We start from the raw sequence: 17,627 nt of genomic DNA, 5'->3' as shown, positions 1-17,627 counted from the left end.
GAGGCGCATGCGGGACTGGGTGGAGCACGCGATCTGGTGGCACGTCTACCCCCTGGGGTTCGTCGGTGCCGACACGACGGGGGCCGACCGCACGCCGGTCCGGCGCCTCGACCACCTGGAGCGGTGGCTCGACCACGTGGTGGACCTGGGGGCGAACGGCCTGGCCCTGGGACCCGTGTTCGAGTCGAGCACCCACGGGTACGACACGATCGACTACTTCCGGGTGGACCCCCGCCTCGGGGACGACGCCGACCTCGACCGTCTCGTCGAGGCCGCGCACGCGCGCGGCATCCGGGTGCTCCTCGACGGGGTGTTCAACCACGTGGGCCGCGAGTTCGGGCCGTTCCGCACCGCCCAGGACGACCTGTCGTCGCCCGACGCGTCGCTGTTCCGCCGTGACGCGTCGGGCGCGCTGGCGACCTTCGAGGGGCACGACGCCCTCGTCGCCCTCGACCACTCCACGGACGCCGTCGCGGACCTCGTCGTGTCCGTCATGACGCACTGGTTGGCGCGCGGCGTCGACGGGTGGCGCCTCGACGCCGCCTACGCGGTGCCCCCGGAGTTCTGGGCGTCGGTCCTGCCCCGCGTGCGTGAGCAGTTCCCCGACGCGTACGTCCTCGGGGAGGTCCTCCACGGCGACTACGCCGACTTCGTGACCCGCAGCACCGTCGACTCCGTGACGCAGTACGAGCTGTGGAAGGCGACGTGGAGCGCGCTGGAGTCCGCGAACTTCTTCGAGCTCGACTGGACCCTCCAGCGGCACACCGACCTCCTCGCGACGTTCGTGCCGTACACGTTCGTGGGCAACCACGACGTCACGCGCCTCGCCAGCCAGATCAGCGATGCCCGCCACCGCGCGCACGCCCTCGTCGTGCTCCTCACCGTCGGCGGCACGCCGTCCGTGTACTACGGGGACGAGCGCGGCCTCACCGGCGTCAAGGAGGACCGGGCGGGCGGCGACGACGCGGTGCGCCCCGCGTACCCGGCGACCCCGGCGGACCTCGATCCGGCCGGGCAGGACACGTTCGCCCTGCACCAGGAGCTCGTCGGCCTGCGCCGCCGGCACCCGTGGCTGCACACAGCCACCACCCGCACCCTGACGCTCACCAACACCGTCTACGCGTACGAGAGCGTCGGCAGCGTCCCCGACCAGCGGCTCGTGGTGCTCCTCAACGTCTCCGACGACGACGCGACCGTCGACGCGACGGCGTCGACCGTGCTCGCCGGCACCGCGCACGACGCGGACGGCGGGCAGGGCGGCCGCTGGAGCGTCCCGGGGCACGAGTGGGCCGTGCTCTCCTGAGGCGCGGTGGGGTCAGCGACCCAAGGGGTTCGCGCCCGTCTCCGCGACCTCGCCGGTCACGCAGGTGACCTGGGACCAGTCCATCAGACCGTAGATGCCGGCCCGGTCCTCCTCGGGTGCCCACTGCGCGATGCTCAGGCGCTCGCCGGGCGCCTCGCTCCGAACCCAATCGGCGAACAGCTCGACGGCGTGACGCTCCGCGTCGGGCGTCCCCTCCGGGGTGCCCACCTCCACGAGGCGGCCTGCCGCTTCGGAGTACGCCTCCCAGTCGGTGCCCTCGGTGGTGAGGGCCCACTCCGTGTACGCGTCGCAGTAGGCGTCGACGCTCGCGTCGGTGGGCGGCGCGTCCGAGGAGCATCCCGCGAGCGCGACGAGGAGCGCTGCGGACGTGAGGGCGGTGAGGGCTCGTGCTGTCATGCCGGGACCGTAACGACCACGGGTGAGTCGGAGGTGAACGAGGGGCGACCAGTACGTTGTGCCCCATGAGCTACGACATCCTCGCTTTCGACCCCGAGGCCACCACCGATGACGGCTTCGAGAGGTGGTGGGACGACCGGTCGCAGTGGACGGAGGGCCACTCGTACGCGGACCCGCAGGTGACCACTCCGGCGCTGCAGGCGTTCTACCGTGACCTGATCCGCGCGTTCCCTCCGATGAACGGCCCCGACGCCCCGAGCGACGAGCAGCTCGTCGAGGACCCCGACCTGGAGGACCGCTTGACGGACTACTCCATCGGGAGCGACCTCGTCTACGCGGCGGCGTCGTGGGGCCAGGCCGAGGCCGTCCGCGGCGAGTTCGAGCGCCTCGGGAGACTGCACGGCGTCGCCGTCGCCTTCGTGAGCGAGACACCTCTGCGGATCCAGCGGTAGGTCTCGAGCACCGCCCGCGGGGGTGATCTTCTCCCCCGCTCGACCTTCTCGAGCTTCGTTCGAACACCTGTTCGATACCCTGGGTGCATGGTGGACAAGATCCCGGTGCGCGACATGGCCCGCAGCCTGGGCCCCAAGGCCGTGGGTCAGCCGATCACGCGCCCCACGGAGTCGGTGCCCGTGCAGGCGTGGATCACCGACGCGCGCGGCCGCGACGTCCTCGTCACCGGCGAGGCCGTCGCCTGGTCGCCCCGCGCCGGGTACGTCCACTACGCCGACGAGCACGGCCGCGAGGGGTACGTGTGGGTGTGGGCGTCGGCCATCACCCGGCGGTGAGGGGAGCGCTCAACGGGAATCGGCAAGGCGCTAGACGTAAAGGATCGTGCAGGGGCCCAAGCGCGCGACGTGCCGTATGCGGGACCTCGGCGCCTCGATGTGGCCACCGCGATGCTCCGATCTCCTGCCTTCACGCGCAGGCCGGAGTCAGCGCACAGCGCGCCCTGTACAAGCGAGGCGCCCTCAAGACCCGGCAGACAGACCGCTCTCCGCGACCACTACTCAGTCACATTCGACGTCGGAGGGGCCGTGATCCGCCCAGACATCCGAAGAGACCGAGAGCTGTCGGCGGCCGCAACCACGTTCTTCGGTGCAACTTGACGGACCTCGTTTCGGACTGGGGGCTCCCTGGTGACGTCCGAGGGCTTGAACGTCATCTCAAACGGAATCGCGCTTGGGGCCATGCGTGCACTGACTGGTTGGCTGGGGTCTACGTACAGGTGAAACGCCAACTCCTCACTCGTCAGCGTCAGCCACTGGAGCTCGCCGAGCGCGAGCTGATCCCTCGGGTCAGTGGCGATACTCCCGGGGACACCCAAGCGCGCCTTCTCGTCCACTTCGGTAGAGAGCGAGGCAGTTCCCAAACGGAACTTCCCCTGTGACAGCGCCCGGTGAGTATGCGCCCAAGCTACGAGCCCTGCCGAGCGCAAAAGGTACCCGCTCAGGAGTAACCCACCGAACGACCATCCGTCGATCAACTGCAGGTGCGTTGGTACGGTCCGGTCCAGGTGCGCCCCTCCCCACTTGTTCGCGTACGTACTCAGGAACTTCGCCCACGAGTACGTCACTGAGGCGCCCTGGCACTCGGTGTGCACCACGGGCCGCTGAATCCAGTCACGCCACGGGACCCACTCCGCACCGTGAACCTCAGCCCCGGGGCGTGTCGGCAGAGAGCCGACGGAGAACTTCGCCGTCGTGTCAGCCTGCCGCGTCACGAGAATCCTGGACGGGTCGATACCCGAGCTGTCCTCGAGGCGTCGCAGGACGTCATTGCCATGCGCAGGTGCGAGCAGCGCACGCAGGACCACTGCGAGGTCGTCCGCAGCGTACGCCGCCCCGTTGTCGATGCGCTCGATGTGGTCGCGGAGCCGGCACATCATGTGCAGCGCCTGGCCCGCCAGGTGGGGGCCCTCCAAATCAGGCATGGGTGTGGCGGGCGCTGGCTTGGGCGAGCCGAAGGAAGACACACCCTCAGGATGGCATCACGGACGCTCGCGCCGATGGAGAAGAGCGCTCGAGGACGCGCGATGAGTCCCGCAATGTTGGGGGACTCGTTGCTGAGCACAAAGAACAACAGCCACGACCACAACACCGCCTCAGCTACCGCCGACGATCTGCCGGGAGTCTCCGCAAGACCCAGGAACCAAGCAGTTCGCAGATTTCGCGCTCCAACACCGCACACGATAAGCCCGCGTCGCCGGCCTGGGCGGCGTACCAGCGGCGCGCCCCCGGGCGGATCCGGTCCAACAGGACGACCACATGCCCCAAGGAAGTCGTGCAGCAGCTCGCTGCACGAACTCGTCCTCGCTCGGCCGCACCTCTGCTACCCGTCGCGTGTGGAGACGGTTGCGAGGAGATCACCCTCGCTGCTCGGGTAGCTCCAGTTTGAGGTCCTCTGCGATGCAAAATTCACTCCATCGAGCGTGCGTCGCACGCAGCCTCGTGTCATCAAGGGTGTGCGGGCACCTCGGGAAGAGCAGCGATTCGCGTTTGCGCGACCACGTTGCATGCACCAGACCGTCGCCTTTCGCACCGACCCGGACGAGGACGTCGTCACACCCGACACAGCGCATCACAGGTTCGATCTCCCGCCCGTGGAGCGGATGCCCTGGCGCCACCTCGGCCAACAGCTCAGCGATGACGGCCTTCCGGAAGTCCTCGAACACCACAGACCACGAAGCGTCATCGTCCAGATCCTGATCGTCCACGACAGCAAGTCTCGCTCACGGGATGGGGCGGTGTGCGGAAGGCCGCTGATCGGATGCGTTCCCGAGGTCTCGGCGGGCTCTCCACCGCGTGCAGCTACGCCCGGTCAGGAGGTCTGAGGATCTCCAGATCGCTGGTGTGGGGCGGGTCGACGACGGTGAGTCCGGGCATCTCGTCGAGCAGAGCGCGCAGTGGGACTGGCGTCGGGTCGCGGGGCCAGTCCCGGGTGCCGACCGGACCGAAGACCGACAGGCCACGGCAGGTGGCGCTGGAGTGGCGCAGCATCCCCCAGATGCCGGTGAATCCTGCCGCGAAGAACGCGCGGGCCCATGCGCGGGGGGTGTCGTAGGGCCGCATGGTCGTGAGCTCGGGGACCACGCGAAAGCTCGGTGCCGACTCGTGCGTCACGTGGGCGGCCGAGACGGTCTCGGCGAGCGGGAGGGTGGAGACCCACCGGTTCTCCACGATCGCACGAGGGATCGCCCCGTGCTGGACGTGGTCGGGCCCGATCCTCTCGCGCGCCGCAGCCTCGGGCCTGTTCGCGAGGTAGAGGGTGCCGTGGGGTTCGTCGAGGTTGAACCGTCCTCCTGGTCCGGCGGCGAAGTACCACGGTCCTTGTGGGCCGTGCTCCCGGCACCACTGCGTCCCCTTCGTGACCGTGCGCTGGGGGAACCTGGTGAGATCCGTCCGGGGGTCGGGCGGTTGCTGGGTGGAACCGGTGCGAGCGACTCCGCTCACGGGGCCGTCCAGCGTGCGACGGTCTCCAGTGCGAGCTCGCGGGCGACCGTGATGTCGTGGCCGTCGCGGATCCACTGTGCAGGCGTCTGCCCGTCGAGGTCCTCGGCGGGCACGGTGAACCAGGAGGCGATCGCCCAGCCGTCGAGCCCGGATCGCTTGAACGCACCGAGCACGCTCTTGATGCCGGGGTGCATCTCGCGCCCTTCGAACTGGAACGCCGGGTAGACCATGGTCCCGTTGCGTGTCAGCGCGCCGATGAGGGTGCCGCGGTGCACACGGTCGGACACCGCGGCCTTGCTCGAGCCGATCATGGCGACCACGCCTGCTGTGTCGTAGAACGGGCCGATCTGCTGCGCCCAGGGGTGTGGCTGCGCCTGCGGGAGCTGCGTCATCATCTGGCGCGCGACGTCGGCCGGGGAGGCGAGCCCGCTCACGTCCGTGGAGCGCAGCCGGTCGGCGATCTGGTCGGTCAGCTCGGCGAGCAGCACCTGCTGGTAGTCCTCACGCGTCGTCACCACACACCTCCCGTCAAGGTCGTCAAGGTCTGCTCCGACAGTATCAGGAAAGGCAGGCGTCGACGGTGATCGTGCCCAGGCCCGGCCGACGTGCTCGCGCGATCCGGTCGTCGCGCGGGCGACGAGGCTCTGCAGCCCCCTGCATCTCCCGTCGGGACGAACATGGTCTGCCCGGGGTCTCGAACGCACGTTGCCTTGACACACCCTTGGTGCCCGCTGGAAACTCCTCACGTAAAGGAAACTTTCCATCGGGGGTCGTGATGCGTACGTGGTTGGTCCTTGGGCTCGTCGTGATCGCGTCCGCGATCTCGGCCGCGGCGGTTCACGACCACGTCCCCGAGGGGGTGTTCCTGGTGCTGAACGGGCTCGTGCCCGTCGGTGCTGGGCTCGCGGTGAACATCATCACCACGCGTCGGCGGCGCGCACGCCGGGCGGACCAACCGGACAGCATCGAGCGGGATCAGGAGCGCTTCGCCGCGGTGCACACCCTCCCGATCACCATCGTGTCTCTCGCGGTCGTCGGCACGTGGCTCATAGTGAACGACTGGTTCGCCCCGGGAGCCCTCGTCTACGGCACGCTGGTCCTCACGCTCGCGACGTTCTGGATCCAGTACGCCCGCGCGCCCCGGCACCTCTGAGCGCCACCGTGGAGAACACGCTCGCCCGCAGACGGATGGCTGCGGGACTCTCCCAGGAGGATCTCGCGGCACGGACCGGCGTCTCCCGCCAGACCATCAACGCCATCGAGCGCGGACGCTACGAACCCCGCCTCGCCCTCGCCTTCCGCCTCGCCGAGACGTTCGCGTGCCGCATCGAGGACCTCTTCACGCCGGACGCGGAAACAACCGGGCGCGACGGATGAGACGGACGGCGACGGCCACCAGGGCACGGACCAGCGCGCGGTGCGGAGCACCACGAGGGCACCCGGCAGAGCCGGAGGGGTGGACGGTCAGCCCTCCGCCCGACGGACGTCGGTCTCCGCCTCGGCGAACGCCTTGAAGTCCTCCATGTGCTGCCGTGTCTGCTTCTTGAAGGAGCCGCGCAGCAGGGGCGCCACGAGCCGCATCATCCCGGTGAAGCGGTACTCGTTCTCGCTCACCCACAGCGTGCCCTCGGGGCCGCGCGGAGTGAGACGTTCGCGGGCCGCGTTCCACATGCCTTCTGCCACGATCTCCCGCTCGAAGTGGATGACGCGGTCCGCCGGGACGTCGCGGAGGTCGGCCGGTTCTCGGCGCGTCACGGTCTCCGTGCACTCCATGGTCTGCTGCCCTGCCCGGAACACGACCCTGGACTCGGTACCGACCTGGCCGTCCTCGCCGCGCACCGTCTCGTGCGACACCAGACCCCGCAGCCATCTCGGCCGGTGCACGGGGTCCTCGAGAAGCTGCACGACCGTCTCCCGGGGCGACGCGATCTCGATCGAGACGGTGAACTTCACGATGCGGTGCTCCTCGTCCTGAGGTGACGGCGACACGTGGCGGTGGGACCTGGCCGGCCCCGCACCTGATCTCGCAGAGCTCCGGGGCCGCGCAGCTACGTCAACCATACGGCGAGGCCGCGAACCGGCCAGCCCTGCCGCGCTGTCGCCCGGTTCGCCACCACCCCCTTCACGCGCGGGTCCACGGTCGCGCTCACCAGGGCACCCATGACGTAGCGTGCCGTCCATGGCCTCCTCCGCACCTGCACGCCCGCGGCTGCCCGAGCGGCTCGACCTGTGGCTCAACGACCCCGTCGAACCCTTGTGGGAACGCCCGGGCCCCACCCGGGCGCAGGTCCGCAACGACGTCATCGGGACCGCCGTGTTCCTCGTGGTCGCGCTGCTCATGGTGCTGCTGTCCAAGAGCGTCGGCGCGAGCGACGACGAGGCGACGTGGCGCGGGTACGTCGCGACCGCCCTGATGATCCTGCCGCTGCTGGTGCGCCGCACGCACCCGCTCTCCGCGCTCGTCCTGTCCAGCGCCCTGTTCCTCGGCCTCACCTACCTGAGCGTGAGCGCCGCGATCGAGCTCGCCTTCCAGGGCGCGTACTTCGCGGCCATCTACGCCGCCGTCGCCTGGGCGCGGGACCGCCGCATGCTGTGGATCGCCATGTCTCTGGTGCTGCTCACCATGACCCTGTGGCTCGTCTCGACGTTCACCATGGCGACGGGGTTCATGGACCAGTTCGAGCGCTTCGAGCCCGACGGCCCCGTCCCCCAGCTCGCCGCGGCCGTCCTCTACACGAGCATCATCAACCTCGCCTACTTCGGCGGTGCCATCGCCGCGGGGCGCGCGTCGTGGCGGTCCGCCCTGCAGCGTGAGCGCCTCGCCGAGCAGACCGTCCAGGTACGGGAGCAGGCGGGCGAGCTCGCCCGCCGCGCCGTCGTCGACGAACGCCTGCGCATCGCCCGTGAGCTGCACGACGTGGTCGCCCACCACGTGTCCGTCATCGGCGTCCAGGCCGGTGCCGCCCGCAAGGTCCTCACCCGCAACCCCGACGCCGCCGCCGAGGCCCTGCGCACCATCGAGGCCTCCAGCCGCCAGGCCGTCGGCGACATGCGGTCCCTCCTCGGTGTGCTGCGCAGCGAGACGGACACCGACCGCCCCGACGGCAGCCGTGCCCCCGAACCCGGCCTCGGGGACCTCGCCGACCTCGTCGAGGTCCAGCGCGCCGGCGGGCTGGACGTCGACCTCACCGTCGTCGAGGACGCCCTGCCCCTCGCCGACGTCCCCGGGCCCGTCGCCCTCTCCCTGTTCCGCACCGTCCAGGAGTCCCTGTCCAACGTGGCCAGGCACTCCACCGCCTCCCATGCACGCGTCACGGTCCGCACCGGGACCACTACGCACCCCGTCACGGACGAGGAGCACCCCGCCCCGGACGACCCGGCGTCGGCGGCCCAGCCCACCGTGACCCGCTGGATCGAGGCCGAGGTCCTCGACGACGGGCAGCAGCGCCCCGGCACCTCCGGGTCCGGGTACGGGCTGCGCGGCATCCGCGAGCGCGTCCAGCTGCACCGCGGCGAGGCCGAGGTGGGTCCGCGCCTCACCGGCACCGGGTGGCGGGTGCGCGTCCGCTTCCCCCTGGACGGCGCGAGCCCCACCCCGTCCGCACCGCCCGCCCGACCGGCACCACCGGTCCCGGACGACTCCCCCGCTCCCCCCGAACCCGATCCGAAGGACGGCTCCCCCTCATGACCGGTCCGGTCCGTGTGCTCCTCGTCGACGACCACGCGCTGGTGCGCTCCGGGTTCGCGATGGTCCTGTCCGTCGAGGACGACGTCGAGGTGGTCGGCCAGGCCGCCAACGGCCGCGAGGCTCTCGACGCCCTCTCCGCGCACCCTGCGGACGTGGTCCTCATGGACGTGCAGATGCCCGTCATGGACGGCATCGCCGCCACCCAGGAGATCGTGGCGCAGGGCCTGGCGAAGGTCATCATCCTCACGACGTTCGACCGCGACGACTACCTCTTCGACGCGCTCGCCGCGGGGGCCAGCGGGTTCCTGCTGAAGAACGCCGACCCCGACGACCTCGTGGAGGCCGTGCGCGCCGTCGCGGAGGGGCACGCCCTCCTCGCCCCGGAGGCGACGCTCAAGGTCATCTCGCGGCTCGTGGGCACGGAGGCCGGGGTGCGCGGGGCCGGCGGCCCGGTGCCCGGCGGCGCACCGCAGGGGCCCGATGCGCAGGGCGCGAACGGTGCGGCGGGCACGGGCGGCGGCACGACGGTCGCGGGGAGCACGGGCACCGCACCGCCGACCGACGGTGCCGGACCGGTCCCGGCGGACCTCCGGCAGACCGTCGACACGCTGTCCCCCCGCGAGCGGGAGGTCCTCGGGCTCCTCGCGGAGGGCCTGTCCAACGCGGAGATCGCGGAGCGCCTCTTCCTCGGGGAGTCCACGGTGAAGACGTACGTGTCGAACGTCCTCGCCAAGACGGCGTCGCGCGACCGGGTCCAGGCCGTCGTCTTCGCGTACCGCACGGGCATCGTCGGCACCGCCTGACGGCACCTCCGGCAGGCCGCTCCCCCGCGGTCGGCTCCTCTGCGACCTCCCCCACGAGGAGGAGGTCCCCCGCGCGGCGGAACCGCTGGTCAGCGGAACTTTCCGCCGCGCGGGGGAACCGCCGCGCACCCTGCGTCCCTAGGCTCGAGGTACGCCAGGAAGGGACAAGCACATGAGCCAGCAGACAGCCTCGCTCGAGGTGAGGAACCTGACCCGCACGTTCGGGGACAAGACCGCGGTCGACGACGTGACGTTCACGGTCGAGCCCGGCAAGATGACCGGGTTCGTCGGTGCCAACGGTGCCGGGAAGACGACCACCATGCGCATGATCATGGGCGTCCTCGTGGTCCACGGGGGCGAGGTCCTCTGGGACGGGCGCCCCATCACCGCCGCCGACCGCGCCCGCTTCGGGTACATGCCCGAGGAGCGCGGGCTCTACCCCAAGCAGGGCATCCTCGACCAGCTCACCTACCTCGGCCAGCTGCGCGGCATGACCCGCAAGGACGCGGCCCGCGAGGCCACCCGCATGCTCGAGCGCTTCGGGCTCGGCGACCGCCTCAAGGACAAGCTCGAGTCCCTGTCCCTCGGCAACCAGCAACGCGTGCAGATCACCGCGTCGCTCCTGCACGCCCCCACCGCCCTCGTCCTCGACGAGCCGTTCTCCGGCCTCGACCCCGTCGCGGTGGACTCGATGGTCGACCTCCTGCGCGACCGCCTCCGCGAGGGCGTGCCCGTGCTCTTCTCCTCGCACCAGCTCGACCTCGTCGAGCGGCTCTGCGACTCCCTCGTCGTCCTGTCCGACGGGAAGATCATGGCTGCCGGCACCCGCGAGGAGCTCAAGAGCCGCGGCCCCCGCCGCTACCGCGTCGCCACGCCCCCCGACGCCGGGTGGCTGCGCGACGAGCCCGGCGTGCGGGTGGTCGACGTCGACGGCGCCCACGCCGTCCTCGAGCTCGAGGGCGAAGGCACCCAGGCCCGTCTCCTCGAGCGCGCCGTCCCGCGCGGGCTCACCGAGTTCACGCCCCTCGTCCCGTCCCTGACCGACATCTACCGGGAGGTCACCCGATGAGCACCTCGACGTCCACCACGGCGCCCACCGGCGCACCCACCCCGGCCCCCGAGGACACGCACGCCCCCGCCGCCGCCCCTGGCGTGGTGAAGAACCCCTGGCTCGTGGTCACCACCCGCGAGGTCGTGGTCAAGCTCACCGACCGGAACTTCATCGTCTCCACCCTCGTGACCCTCGCCCTCATCATCGTCGGCGTCGGTGCCTCCGCCTACTTCGGGAACCGCACCGCGGACCACACCGTCGCCGTGGTCTCCACCGAGGCCACCGCGGTGGTCGACGCGAGCCAGGCGATCGTCGGGGCCGACGACTCCGGTGACACCGTCACCGCCCAGGAGGTCGCCGACGAAGACGCCGCCCGCCAGGCGGTCCGCGACGGCGACGCCGACGCGGCCCTCCTCGACACCGGCGAGGGCTGGGTCATCGTCGGGGACGAGGAGGTCGACTCCGGGCTCGCCGGGGCCCTCACCGACACCCTCGCGGCCTCCGTCCTCGAGGCCAACGCCACCGAGGCCGGCACCACCACGGCCGAGCTCATGGCCGGCTCCGAGGTCACCACCGAGCTCCTCACCGGCGACGAGGGCCAGGCCGGGCTGCGCTACGCGGCAGGAACCATCTTCGCGTTCCTCTTCTACTTCTCCGCGATCATCTTCGGGATGGCCATCGCCAACTCCGTCCTCGAGGAGAAGCAGAACCGCGTCGTCGAGATCCTCGCCACCGCCATCCCCGTCCGGCAGCTCCTCTACGGGAAGGTCCTCGGCAACTCGATCCTCGCCTTCGGCCAGATCGCCATCTACGCGATCGTCGCGCTCGTCGCGGTGAACATCACCGGCGTGGCGTCCGACCTCGGCTGGCTCCTCGGGGCGTCCGGCTGGTTCATCGTGTTCTTCGTGGGTGGCTTCACGGCGCTCGCCGCCGTGTGGGCCGTCCTCGGGTCGTTGGCCTCCCGGAGCGAGGACCTCCAGTCCAACACCGGGCCCATCACGACCGTCATCATGGCTGCGCTGTTCGTCGGCCTCCTCGCGGACGGCATGTGGCTCACCATCGCCTCGTACGTCCCGATCGTGTCCTCCGTGGCCATGCCCATCCGGGTCCTCGACGGCAGCGTCCCCGTGTGGGAGCCCCTCGTGTCGCTCGCCGTCACGGTCGTCACCGCGTACCTCCTGCTCCGCCTCGGCGAGAAGGTGTACCAGAGGGCCGTCATGCAGGGAGGCACCGCCCTCACGTGGCGCCAGGCCCTCAAGCTCGAGGTCTGACGCGTCACCCTTCCCAGGCGCAGCAGGACCCAACACGCAGCGAGCCCCGGTCGGTGACGACCGGGGCTCGCTGCGTGCTGGACGGGGTGGTGCGTCAGCAACCCTCGGAGTCGTACCGGCAGAGCTGGTTCCAGGCCTCCTGGGCGTCGGCGGTGACCATGCGACGGGCATCACCGACGGTGCCCTCCCCGCCCTCGACGGACACGAGGGTGACGGCGTTCCCGCGGCGCGTCACCGCGAGGTAAGTGCCGAGGGCGTCGTCCCCACCGGCACCGTAGTAGTCGGTCGACATGCCCACTCCTTGCGCACCGACTTCCACGTCCTCGACGGCGTACGCCGTCCGGTCGTCGGAGACGAACTGCGCGCACTCCGCGAGGACGAACCGCAACCGGTCCGACTCGTCCGTGGCGGCCTGCGCGTCGTCGAAGACGGCCACCTGCTGGACGGCGACGGGCGCCTCGAACTCGCCGTCCCCCTGGACGACGGTCCGCATGGCCGCAGCGGCCTCCGGGGTCCCGGGCTCGCAGGTGGCGCTCATGCGCCACTCCACCACGCCCTCGGTCTCCTCGCGGGGCCCCACGGACGGCTCGAGCGCCACGACGGGGAGCATGACGTCGGCAGGGATGTCGGTCGGTGCAGCGAAGTCCGGGTCGGCTGGTTCCGCATCACCCGTCTCCCCTGCGGGGCCGGTCGTCCCGGAGGTGGCGGTCGTGGTGTCGGTCGTCGGGTTCGCGGCGGCGTCGTCGTCGGTGGCGCCGCAGCCGCTGAGGGTGAGGGCGGTGACGGTGCACAGGATCAAGGCGGTAGAGCGTCTCATGCCGCAACCCTCCCAGAAGGGCCGGAGCGCGACATCCACCCGCGGGCGTACCGCGACGCCTACCCTGGGGGGACATGGCGAAGCCCGCGGTCAGCAGCCCTCGGAGTCGTACCGGCAGAGCTGGTTCCAGGCCTCCTGGGCGTCGTCGGTGGCGATCTCCCGGGCCTTGCCGACGTTGTGCTCCCCACCGGAGATGCCGACGAGGGTCACGGCGTTGCCGCGACGCGTGACGGCCACGTAGGCGCCGAGAGCGGTGTCGTCCCCGACGCCGTAGTAGTCGGTGACCAGCCCGAGGCCCTGCGCGCCGACGGCCACGTCCTCGACGAAGTACCCCGTCTGTTCCTCGGCCGCCAGCTCCGAGCACTGCGTGGCGACCGACCGGAGCCGGTCCGCCTCGTCCACGGCAGCCTGCACGTCGGGGAAGGCGGCCACCTGCTGGATGCCGACGGGAGCCTCGTACATCCCGTCGCCCTGGACCACCGTCCGCATGGCGGAGGCCGACTCAGGGGTCCCGGCCTCGCAGGTCTCGCTGATCAGCCACGCGGCCACGCCCTCGGTCTCCTCCCGCGGGCCTTCCGGCGCCTCGAGCGCCTCGGCGGGAAGCATCGCCTCGGCCGGGACGTCCGTGGGGGCCATGAACCCGTCGTCGGTCGGCTCCCCCGTGACGGTCGGCTCCTCGGTGTCCGTGGGTTCGGGGACGGTGGTCGTCACCGTCCCCGTCGGGTCGACGGTGGTGTCGGTGTCGTCCGCGCTGCCGCAACCGCTGAGGGTGAGTGCGACGACGGTGCACAGGGCGAGTGTGAGGGATCGGGTCATGCGGCCACCCTCCCAAACCAGGTGATGACGCGCACCCGGGCGGCTTCACAGAATCTCCCCTACCCGACGTTTGACTCTGAGTATGTGAACCTGCAGACTAGTTCTCAACGGCGCGTACCCACCCCCCTGCGGTGCGCGCCGTTTTTCATGCCCAGATCCTCGTTGGCCTCGACCGTCTCAGTCCAGGTACCGTGCGATCTCCACGCGCGAGCGGATGCCCAGCCGGCTGAAGACGTTCCGCAGATGGTGCTCCACGGTCCGCGGGCTCACCACCAGGTGGTCCGCGATCTCCTTGTTCGTCGCCCCGGCCGCGGCGAGCTCCGCGATGCGCCTCTGCTGCGCGGTGAGCGTCTGGGCACCCTCCGGCCCGTGCTCCGACCCGACGGGGGCGCTCACCCGTCCCACCACCCCGTCGGGCACCGGCCCGTCCGGCGTACCACCGGCCGCCCGCAGCTCCGCGCGCACCCGGTCCGCCCAGAAGTCCGATCCGTGGGCCTCGTAGATCATGAGCGCCTCCCGCAGGTACCGGCGGGCCGCCCCCGGCTGGCGGGAGCGCCGCAGGAACGACGCGTAGAGGAGCTCGGTGCGCGCCAGGTCGAGCTCGACACCGCTCGTCTCGTGCAGCTCCATCGCGTGCGTGAAGTGCTCGCGCACCGCTGCGGGATCGGTGGCGAGCAGCGCGTGGCACCTGTGCGAGAGCGCTCGTCGGGCGACGTCCTGGGTCCCGTCCGCCCACTGGTCGTAGATGTGCACCGCGCGCACGGCCCGCTCGCGCTCGCCGCCTCGGACAGCGGCCTCCACGAGATGCGGCACGGCCATGAGTCGCAGCGCAGGGTGGGCCCGGCCGCCGACGGCCATGAGGCGGAACCGGTCGAGCGCGTCCGAGTGGCGGTCGACCGCGAGGTCCGTGCAGGCCTGCGCCCACCCCGCGAGGGTCCGCGGGCGCTCCAGCCCACGTCGGGCGATCGCGTCCGCCGCCGCCGTGACGCGCACGGCCGCCGACTCCCGGTCGCCGTCCACGGCGGACAGCAGAGCGAGGATCGTCAGGTGGTCGACGGCCGTGTTGTGCCGTCCGTCCTCCTGCGCGTGGGCGAGGCCGTCGAGCGAGCTGGCGACGGCCCGGGCGTGCCGGCCCAGGAGGAGGGCCGCCATCGACCGGTAGACCATGGACCAGGCGAGGACGGCACGGTCACCGTTCGCCTCGGCGTCCGCCGCGGCCCCGTCGGCGAGGTCGTAGGCGGTGCGCCCGTCGCCCAGCGCGAACGCCGCCTCGCTCCCCAGCACCCGGGCGTGCGCGTCGTCGGCGTCGCGCGCCGCGGAGACGACGCGCACCAGGGACCCGCGGGCCTCGTCGTGCTCCCCGCGCAGGGAGAGCTCGAGCCCTACGACGTGCTCCGTCATGAGCGCACCGGGCCCAGGTCGCGCACCGTGCTCGCGCGACGTGGCGAGGGCTCGCCGCAGCGCGTCGGCCCGCAGCCCGGCGTCCCCGGCGATGCACGCGGCCTCGTGGGCGAGCGCCAGGGCGCGCGCGGACGCCGTGGGGTCGTGGCCGGCCAGGCGGTCGGACGCGACGAGGAGCTCGGCGGCCGCGACCTCCGGCGACCCGGTGCGCAGCTCGGTCTCCCCGCGCAGGAGGAGCGCGACGTCCGGCGCCGTCCCGGGGACCGACGCGGCGCGGCGCAGCAGGGAGCGCGACCGGCCCGTCGCGCCACCGGACCACGCGGCGGTGGCCGCGGACACCAGCAGGCGGGACCGGTCCGACGCGTCGGCGCTGTGCCCGGCGGCCTCCTCGAGCGTGAGTGCCGCCCACCCGTGCGCGCCGCGACGCGACGCGGTCTCCGCGGCCGCGACGAGGTCAGCCGTGGAGACCCTGGCGCCGGACCGCGCACGGTGCCACGCGTGCCTGGGGTCACCGGCTCTCTCCAAGCGGTCCGCGACGACGGCGTGCGCGGCCGACCGCAGCTCCGCAGGCAGCTCGGAGCGCACCGCCGACCGTTCGAGCGGGCTGCGGAACGGCACCAGACCCGAGTCGATGCACTCGGCGACGTCCTGCGGTCCCGCACCGAGGGTCGCCGCGCACGCCACGAGGTCGTGACGCTCCAGGTCGGGGTCGCAGGCGAGGAGCGCGAGGACGCTGCGCGCGCCCGGCGACAACCGCCCGGCCCGCGTCCGGCTGTCGCGGCGCAGGACGCTGCGCGACGGCAGGTGCTCGGGCACCGGGGCGTGCCCGGCGAGCTCCGCCGGCGTGAGCGTCGCGCAGAGCGCCACGAGGTCGCCGGGGATCCCGCCCGACGCGTCGTGGAGGTCGTCGGCGAGCGCGTCGGGCGCCGCGCCGCGGGTGGTGTCCGCGACGATCTGCCTGGCCGCGGCGCGGTCGAGGGGTCCGAGGTGGAGGGTCGGGACGTCGTCGAACGGGTCTGGGCCGGGGGTGTGCGGGGAGGCCGTGGCACGGGTGGCGAGGACCATCACGGCCCGGGTGCCCTGGAGGCGTCGGGCGCAGAAGCCCAGCACCAGCGCGGAGGCGTCGTCGAGGTGGTGGATGCTGTCGACGACGCAGACGAGGGGCTGCTCGGTGGCGGCGTGCACGAGGAGGGTGCGGACGGCTGCGCGGAGCGCGAATGACGGTGTCCCGGTGCCGTCCTCGAGCGCGGTGCGGACGGCGGCCGCCTGCACCGCGGAGAGGGGGCCGACGTCGGTGAGGAGCGGCACCACGAGCTGGTGGAGCGCCGCGAAGGGAACGTCCTGCTCGGCCTCCACGCCCGCGGCGGAGAGCACCCGCGCGCCCGCGGTCCGGGCGACGTCCCGGGCATGAGCGAGGAGGAGCGAGGCGCCCGCGCCCCGGTCGCCGACCACCCGCAGGGCGGCACCGTCGGCGTGGGTGGCCCTCAGCACGTGGTGCTCGAGGGCGGCGACCTCGGCGTCGCGACCCCGGATGGCGGTCGTGACCGCTGCGTCGTGTGTCATGGCCCCACGAGTATGCGGCGCTCCCGGCGGGCGCTGCACCTGCACGTCGGGGAGCAGCGACGACGCCCGGCACCGTGACCCGTGAGGGTGCGGTGCCGGGCGTCGCGGACGCTCGGGGTGGTGTCAGAGGCCGGAGCTGCGCCAGTCGGAGACGTTGCGGTCGTTCGTCGGTCCGGGGACGAGGAACTGGGTGTACCGGGTGTCGTCGTCGACGTACCGCTTGAGCCAGGAGATCGTGTACTTGGCGATGGTGGTGTTGGAGTAGTTGGGTGCGAGGTGGCTCGCGCCGTTCAGCTCGAGGTAGGCCTTGCCCGGGGATGCGGGGAGACCGTTGTAGATGGGGATGGCGTGCGAGCGCACGGACGCGACGGTGTCATTCTCGGCGCCGACGACGAGGGTGGGCACGGTGTCGCGCGACCAGCGCTTGGTGAGGTTCCACGGGGTGAGGGCCACGGCGGCCTTGAGGCTGGGCCGGTCGACGGACGCCTCGAGGGTGCCGCCACCGCCCATGGAGTGGCCGACGACGGCGGTGCGCGTCGGGTCGATGCGGCTGCGGACGGCCGTGTCGCTGCTGGTGGTGAGGTAGTCGACGGCGGCGAGGAGCTGGTCGCCGCGGCTGGCGGGCTGGTCGTAGCGGGAGTTCGTGTCGATGGTCATGACCACGAAGCCCTGGGAGGCGATGCGCTCGCCCATCCACGCCATGCTCGACTGGCTGGCGGTGTACCCGGGGGCGATGACGACGGCGCCGAACGTGCCCTGGCTGGTGTCGTTCGGGTAGTAGACGGTGCCGCCGCTGAAGCCCCGGACGAGGGACGAGACGCGGGTGGTGGACACGGTGAACGAGCCGCGGTAGGCCTCGATGCTCGCGGTGGTCGGGTCACCGCCGCGCTCGTACGGGTTGTCGGCGGCCTGGGCGGGTGCGCCCGCGAGGGTCGCCCCGACGAGGCCGACGCACGCGGCGAGGACGCCGAGCATGCGTGCGGCGAGGCCCGGTCGGGTGCCGGGCGCTGTGCGCGGTGCGCTGTGGGTGGTGGGTGACATGGGG

General features: G+C 72.0%; 19 protein-coding genes. 9 read left to right on the top strand and 10 right to left on the bottom strand.

From position 1 onward, the window contains the following. Positions 1–7 precede the first annotated feature (7 nt). Positions 8–1,303, top strand: a complete 1,296-nt coding sequence (locus JAV76_RS11705; RefSeq protein ID WP_198734239.1) for an alpha-amylase family protein — start codon at positions 8–10, stop codon at positions 1,301–1,303. A gap of 12 nt (positions 1,304–1,315) precedes the next feature. On the opposite strand, the gene JAV76_RS11700 is transcribed toward JAV76_RS11705, so the two are convergent. Continuing rightward, a complete protein-coding gene (locus tag JAV76_RS11700; RefSeq protein WP_198734238.1) occupies positions 1,316–1,720 on the bottom strand; it encodes a hypothetical protein in 405 nt (134 codons plus the stop codon). 65 nt (positions 1,721–1,785) lie between these two features. Here JAV76_RS11700 and JAV76_RS11695 point away from each other — a divergent pair, with 65 nt between their 5' ends. Beyond that, on the top strand, positions 1,786–2,172 hold the full coding sequence (locus tag JAV76_RS11695; protein ID WP_198734237.1) for a hypothetical protein: 387 nt from the start codon (positions 1,786–1,788) through the stop codon (positions 2,170–2,172). Positions 2,173–2,259: 87 nt separating this feature from the next. After that, on the top strand, positions 2,260–2,508 hold the full coding sequence (locus tag JAV76_RS11690) for a hypothetical protein (RefSeq protein ID WP_198734236.1): 249 nt from the start codon (positions 2,260–2,262) through the stop codon (positions 2,506–2,508). Positions 2,509–2,726: 218 nt separating this feature from the next. Here JAV76_RS11690 and JAV76_RS11685 read toward each other — a convergent pair whose 3' ends face one another. The 4 genes from JAV76_RS11685 to JAV76_RS11670 form a co-directional block, all read right to left on the bottom strand. Next, entirely contained in the window at positions 2,727–3,695 is a 969-nt protein-coding gene (locus JAV76_RS11685) for a hypothetical protein (protein WP_230402211.1), read from the bottom strand. A 390-nt stretch (positions 3,696–4,085) separates the two neighbouring features. Continuing rightward, entirely contained in the window at positions 4,086–4,436 is a 351-nt protein-coding gene (locus JAV76_RS11680) for a hypothetical protein (protein WP_198734234.1), read from the bottom strand. Between the two features lie 94 nt (positions 4,437–4,530). After that, positions 4,531–5,172, bottom strand: a complete 642-nt coding sequence (locus JAV76_RS11675; protein ID WP_198734233.1) for an RES domain-containing protein — start codon at positions 5,170–5,172, stop codon at positions 4,531–4,533. Beyond that, positions 5,169–5,687, bottom strand: coding sequence for a hypothetical protein (locus JAV76_RS11670; protein WP_198734232.1), 519 nt, complete (start codon positions 5,685–5,687; stop codon positions 5,169–5,171). The genes JAV76_RS11675 and JAV76_RS11670 overlap by 4 nt, the downstream gene beginning before the upstream one ends. 260 nt (positions 5,688–5,947) lie before the next feature. Between JAV76_RS11670 and JAV76_RS11665 the strand changes: the two genes are divergently transcribed. Continuing rightward, complete coding sequence (locus JAV76_RS11665) at positions 5,948–6,325, top strand: hypothetical protein (protein WP_198734231.1); 378 nt, start codon at positions 5,948–5,950, stop codon at positions 6,323–6,325. Between the two features lie 8 nt (positions 6,326–6,333). Continuing rightward, positions 6,334–6,549: a helix-turn-helix transcriptional regulator gene (locus JAV76_RS11660; protein WP_198734230.1), complete on the top strand. Its 216-nt coding sequence runs from the start codon at positions 6,334–6,336 to the stop codon at positions 6,547–6,549. 87 nt (positions 6,550–6,636) lie between these two features. Here the strand turns inward: JAV76_RS11660 and JAV76_RS11655 are convergent, their stop codons facing one another. Further along, the gene (locus JAV76_RS11655) at positions 6,637–7,125 is read right to left on the bottom strand and encodes an SRPBCC family protein (RefSeq protein ID WP_198734229.1); all 489 of its coding nucleotides are present in this window, start codon (positions 7,123–7,125) and stop codon (positions 6,637–6,639) included. A 226-nt stretch (positions 7,126–7,351) separates the two neighbouring features. Between JAV76_RS11655 and JAV76_RS11650 the strand changes: the two genes are divergently transcribed. From JAV76_RS11650 to JAV76_RS11635, 4 genes are all read left to right on the top strand, one after another. Further along, positions 7,352–8,860, top strand: coding sequence for a sensor histidine kinase (locus JAV76_RS11650; RefSeq protein WP_198734228.1), 1,509 nt, complete (start codon positions 7,352–7,354; stop codon positions 8,858–8,860). Further along, positions 8,857–9,663 (top strand): response regulator transcription factor, encoded by an 807-nt coding sequence (locus tag JAV76_RS11645; RefSeq protein WP_198734227.1) that lies wholly within the window; start codon positions 8,857–8,859, stop codon positions 9,661–9,663. Before JAV76_RS11650 ends, JAV76_RS11645 begins: the two co-directional genes overlap by 4 nt. Positions 9,664–9,835: 172 nt before the next feature. Further along, positions 9,836–10,732, top strand: coding sequence for an ABC transporter ATP-binding protein (locus JAV76_RS11640; RefSeq protein ID WP_198734226.1), 897 nt, complete (start codon positions 9,836–9,838; stop codon positions 10,730–10,732). Then, positions 10,729–11,985, top strand: a complete 1,257-nt coding sequence (locus JAV76_RS11635; protein WP_198734225.1) for an ABC transporter permease — start codon at positions 10,729–10,731, stop codon at positions 11,983–11,985. Before JAV76_RS11640 ends, JAV76_RS11635 begins: the two co-directional genes overlap by 4 nt. 94 nt (positions 11,986–12,079) lie before the next feature. On the opposite strand, the gene JAV76_RS11630 is transcribed toward JAV76_RS11635, so the two are convergent. The 4 genes from JAV76_RS11630 to JAV76_RS11615 form a co-directional block, all read right to left on the bottom strand. Beyond that, entirely contained in the window at positions 12,080–12,802 is a 723-nt protein-coding gene (locus JAV76_RS11630; RefSeq protein ID WP_198734224.1) for a hypothetical protein, read from the bottom strand. A 90-nt stretch (positions 12,803–12,892) separates the two neighbouring features. After that, positions 12,893–13,618, bottom strand: coding sequence for a hypothetical protein (locus tag JAV76_RS11625; RefSeq protein ID WP_198734223.1), 726 nt, complete (start codon positions 13,616–13,618; stop codon positions 12,893–12,895). 177 nt (positions 13,619–13,795) lie between these two features. Further along, positions 13,796–16,582 carry an ATP-binding protein gene (locus tag JAV76_RS11620; RefSeq protein ID WP_198734222.1) on the bottom strand — a complete coding sequence of 929 codons (2,787 nt, stop codon included), beginning with the start codon at positions 16,580–16,582 and terminating at the stop codon, positions 13,796–13,798. 123 nt (positions 16,583–16,705) lie between these two features. Beyond that, positions 16,706–17,623: an alpha/beta hydrolase family protein gene (locus tag JAV76_RS11615; protein ID WP_230402210.1), complete on the bottom strand. Its 918-nt coding sequence runs from the start codon at positions 17,621–17,623 to the stop codon at positions 16,706–16,708. Positions 17,624–17,627 lie beyond the last annotated feature (4 nt).

Source organism: Sanguibacter suaedae (assembly GCF_016342785.1).
Lineage (GTDB): Bacteria > Actinomycetota > Actinomycetes > Actinomycetales > Cellulomonadaceae > Sanguibacter > Sanguibacter suaedae.
The sequence above is the reverse complement of the archived record's forward strand: the minus strand, read 5'-3'. Positions and strand labels throughout refer to the sequence as shown.

What these genes read in the sequence shown, in the direction of transcription:
- JAV76_RS11705 (WP_198734239.1), top strand. Translation starts at nt 8, where the DNA reads ATGCGGGACTGGGTGGAGCACGCGATCTGGTGGCACGTCTACCCCCTG.
- JAV76_RS11640 (WP_198734226.1), top strand. Translation starts at nt 9,836, where the DNA reads ATGAGCCAGCAGACAGCCTCGCTCGAGGTGAGGAACCTGACCCGCACG.
- JAV76_RS11690 (WP_198734236.1), top strand. Translation starts at nt 2,260, where the DNA reads ATGGTGGACAAGATCCCGGTGCGCGACATGGCCCGCAGCCTGGGCCCC.
- JAV76_RS11625 (WP_198734223.1), bottom strand. Translation starts at nt 13,618, where the DNA reads ATGACCCGATCCCTCACACTCGCCCTGTGCACCGTCGTCGCACTCACC.
- JAV76_RS11620 (WP_198734222.1), bottom strand. Translation starts at nt 16,582, where the DNA reads ATGACACACGACGCAGCGGTCACGACCGCCATCCGGGGTCGCGACGCC.
- JAV76_RS11635 (WP_198734225.1), top strand. Translation starts at nt 10,729, where the DNA reads ATGAGCACCTCGACGTCCACCACGGCGCCCACCGGCGCACCCACCCCG.
- JAV76_RS11650 (WP_198734228.1), top strand. Translation starts at nt 7,352, where the DNA reads ATGGCCTCCTCCGCACCTGCACGCCCGCGGCTGCCCGAGCGGCTCGAC.
- JAV76_RS11630 (WP_198734224.1), bottom strand. Translation starts at nt 12,802, where the DNA reads ATGAGACGCTCTACCGCCTTGATCCTGTGCACCGTCACCGCCCTCACC.
- JAV76_RS11615 (WP_230402210.1), bottom strand. Translation starts at nt 17,623, where the DNA reads ATGTCACCCACCACCCACAGCGCACCGCGCACAGCGCCCGGCACCCGA.
- JAV76_RS11665 (WP_198734231.1), top strand. Translation starts at nt 5,948, where the DNA reads ATGCGTACGTGGTTGGTCCTTGGGCTCGTCGTGATCGCGTCCGCGATC.
- JAV76_RS11695 (WP_198734237.1), top strand. Translation starts at nt 1,786, where the DNA reads ATGAGCTACGACATCCTCGCTTTCGACCCCGAGGCCACCACCGATGAC.
- JAV76_RS11645 (WP_198734227.1), top strand. Translation starts at nt 8,857, where the DNA reads ATGACCGGTCCGGTCCGTGTGCTCCTCGTCGACGACCACGCGCTGGTG.
- JAV76_RS11700 (WP_198734238.1), bottom strand. Translation starts at nt 1,720, where the DNA reads ATGACAGCACGAGCCCTCACCGCCCTCACGTCCGCAGCGCTCCTCGTC.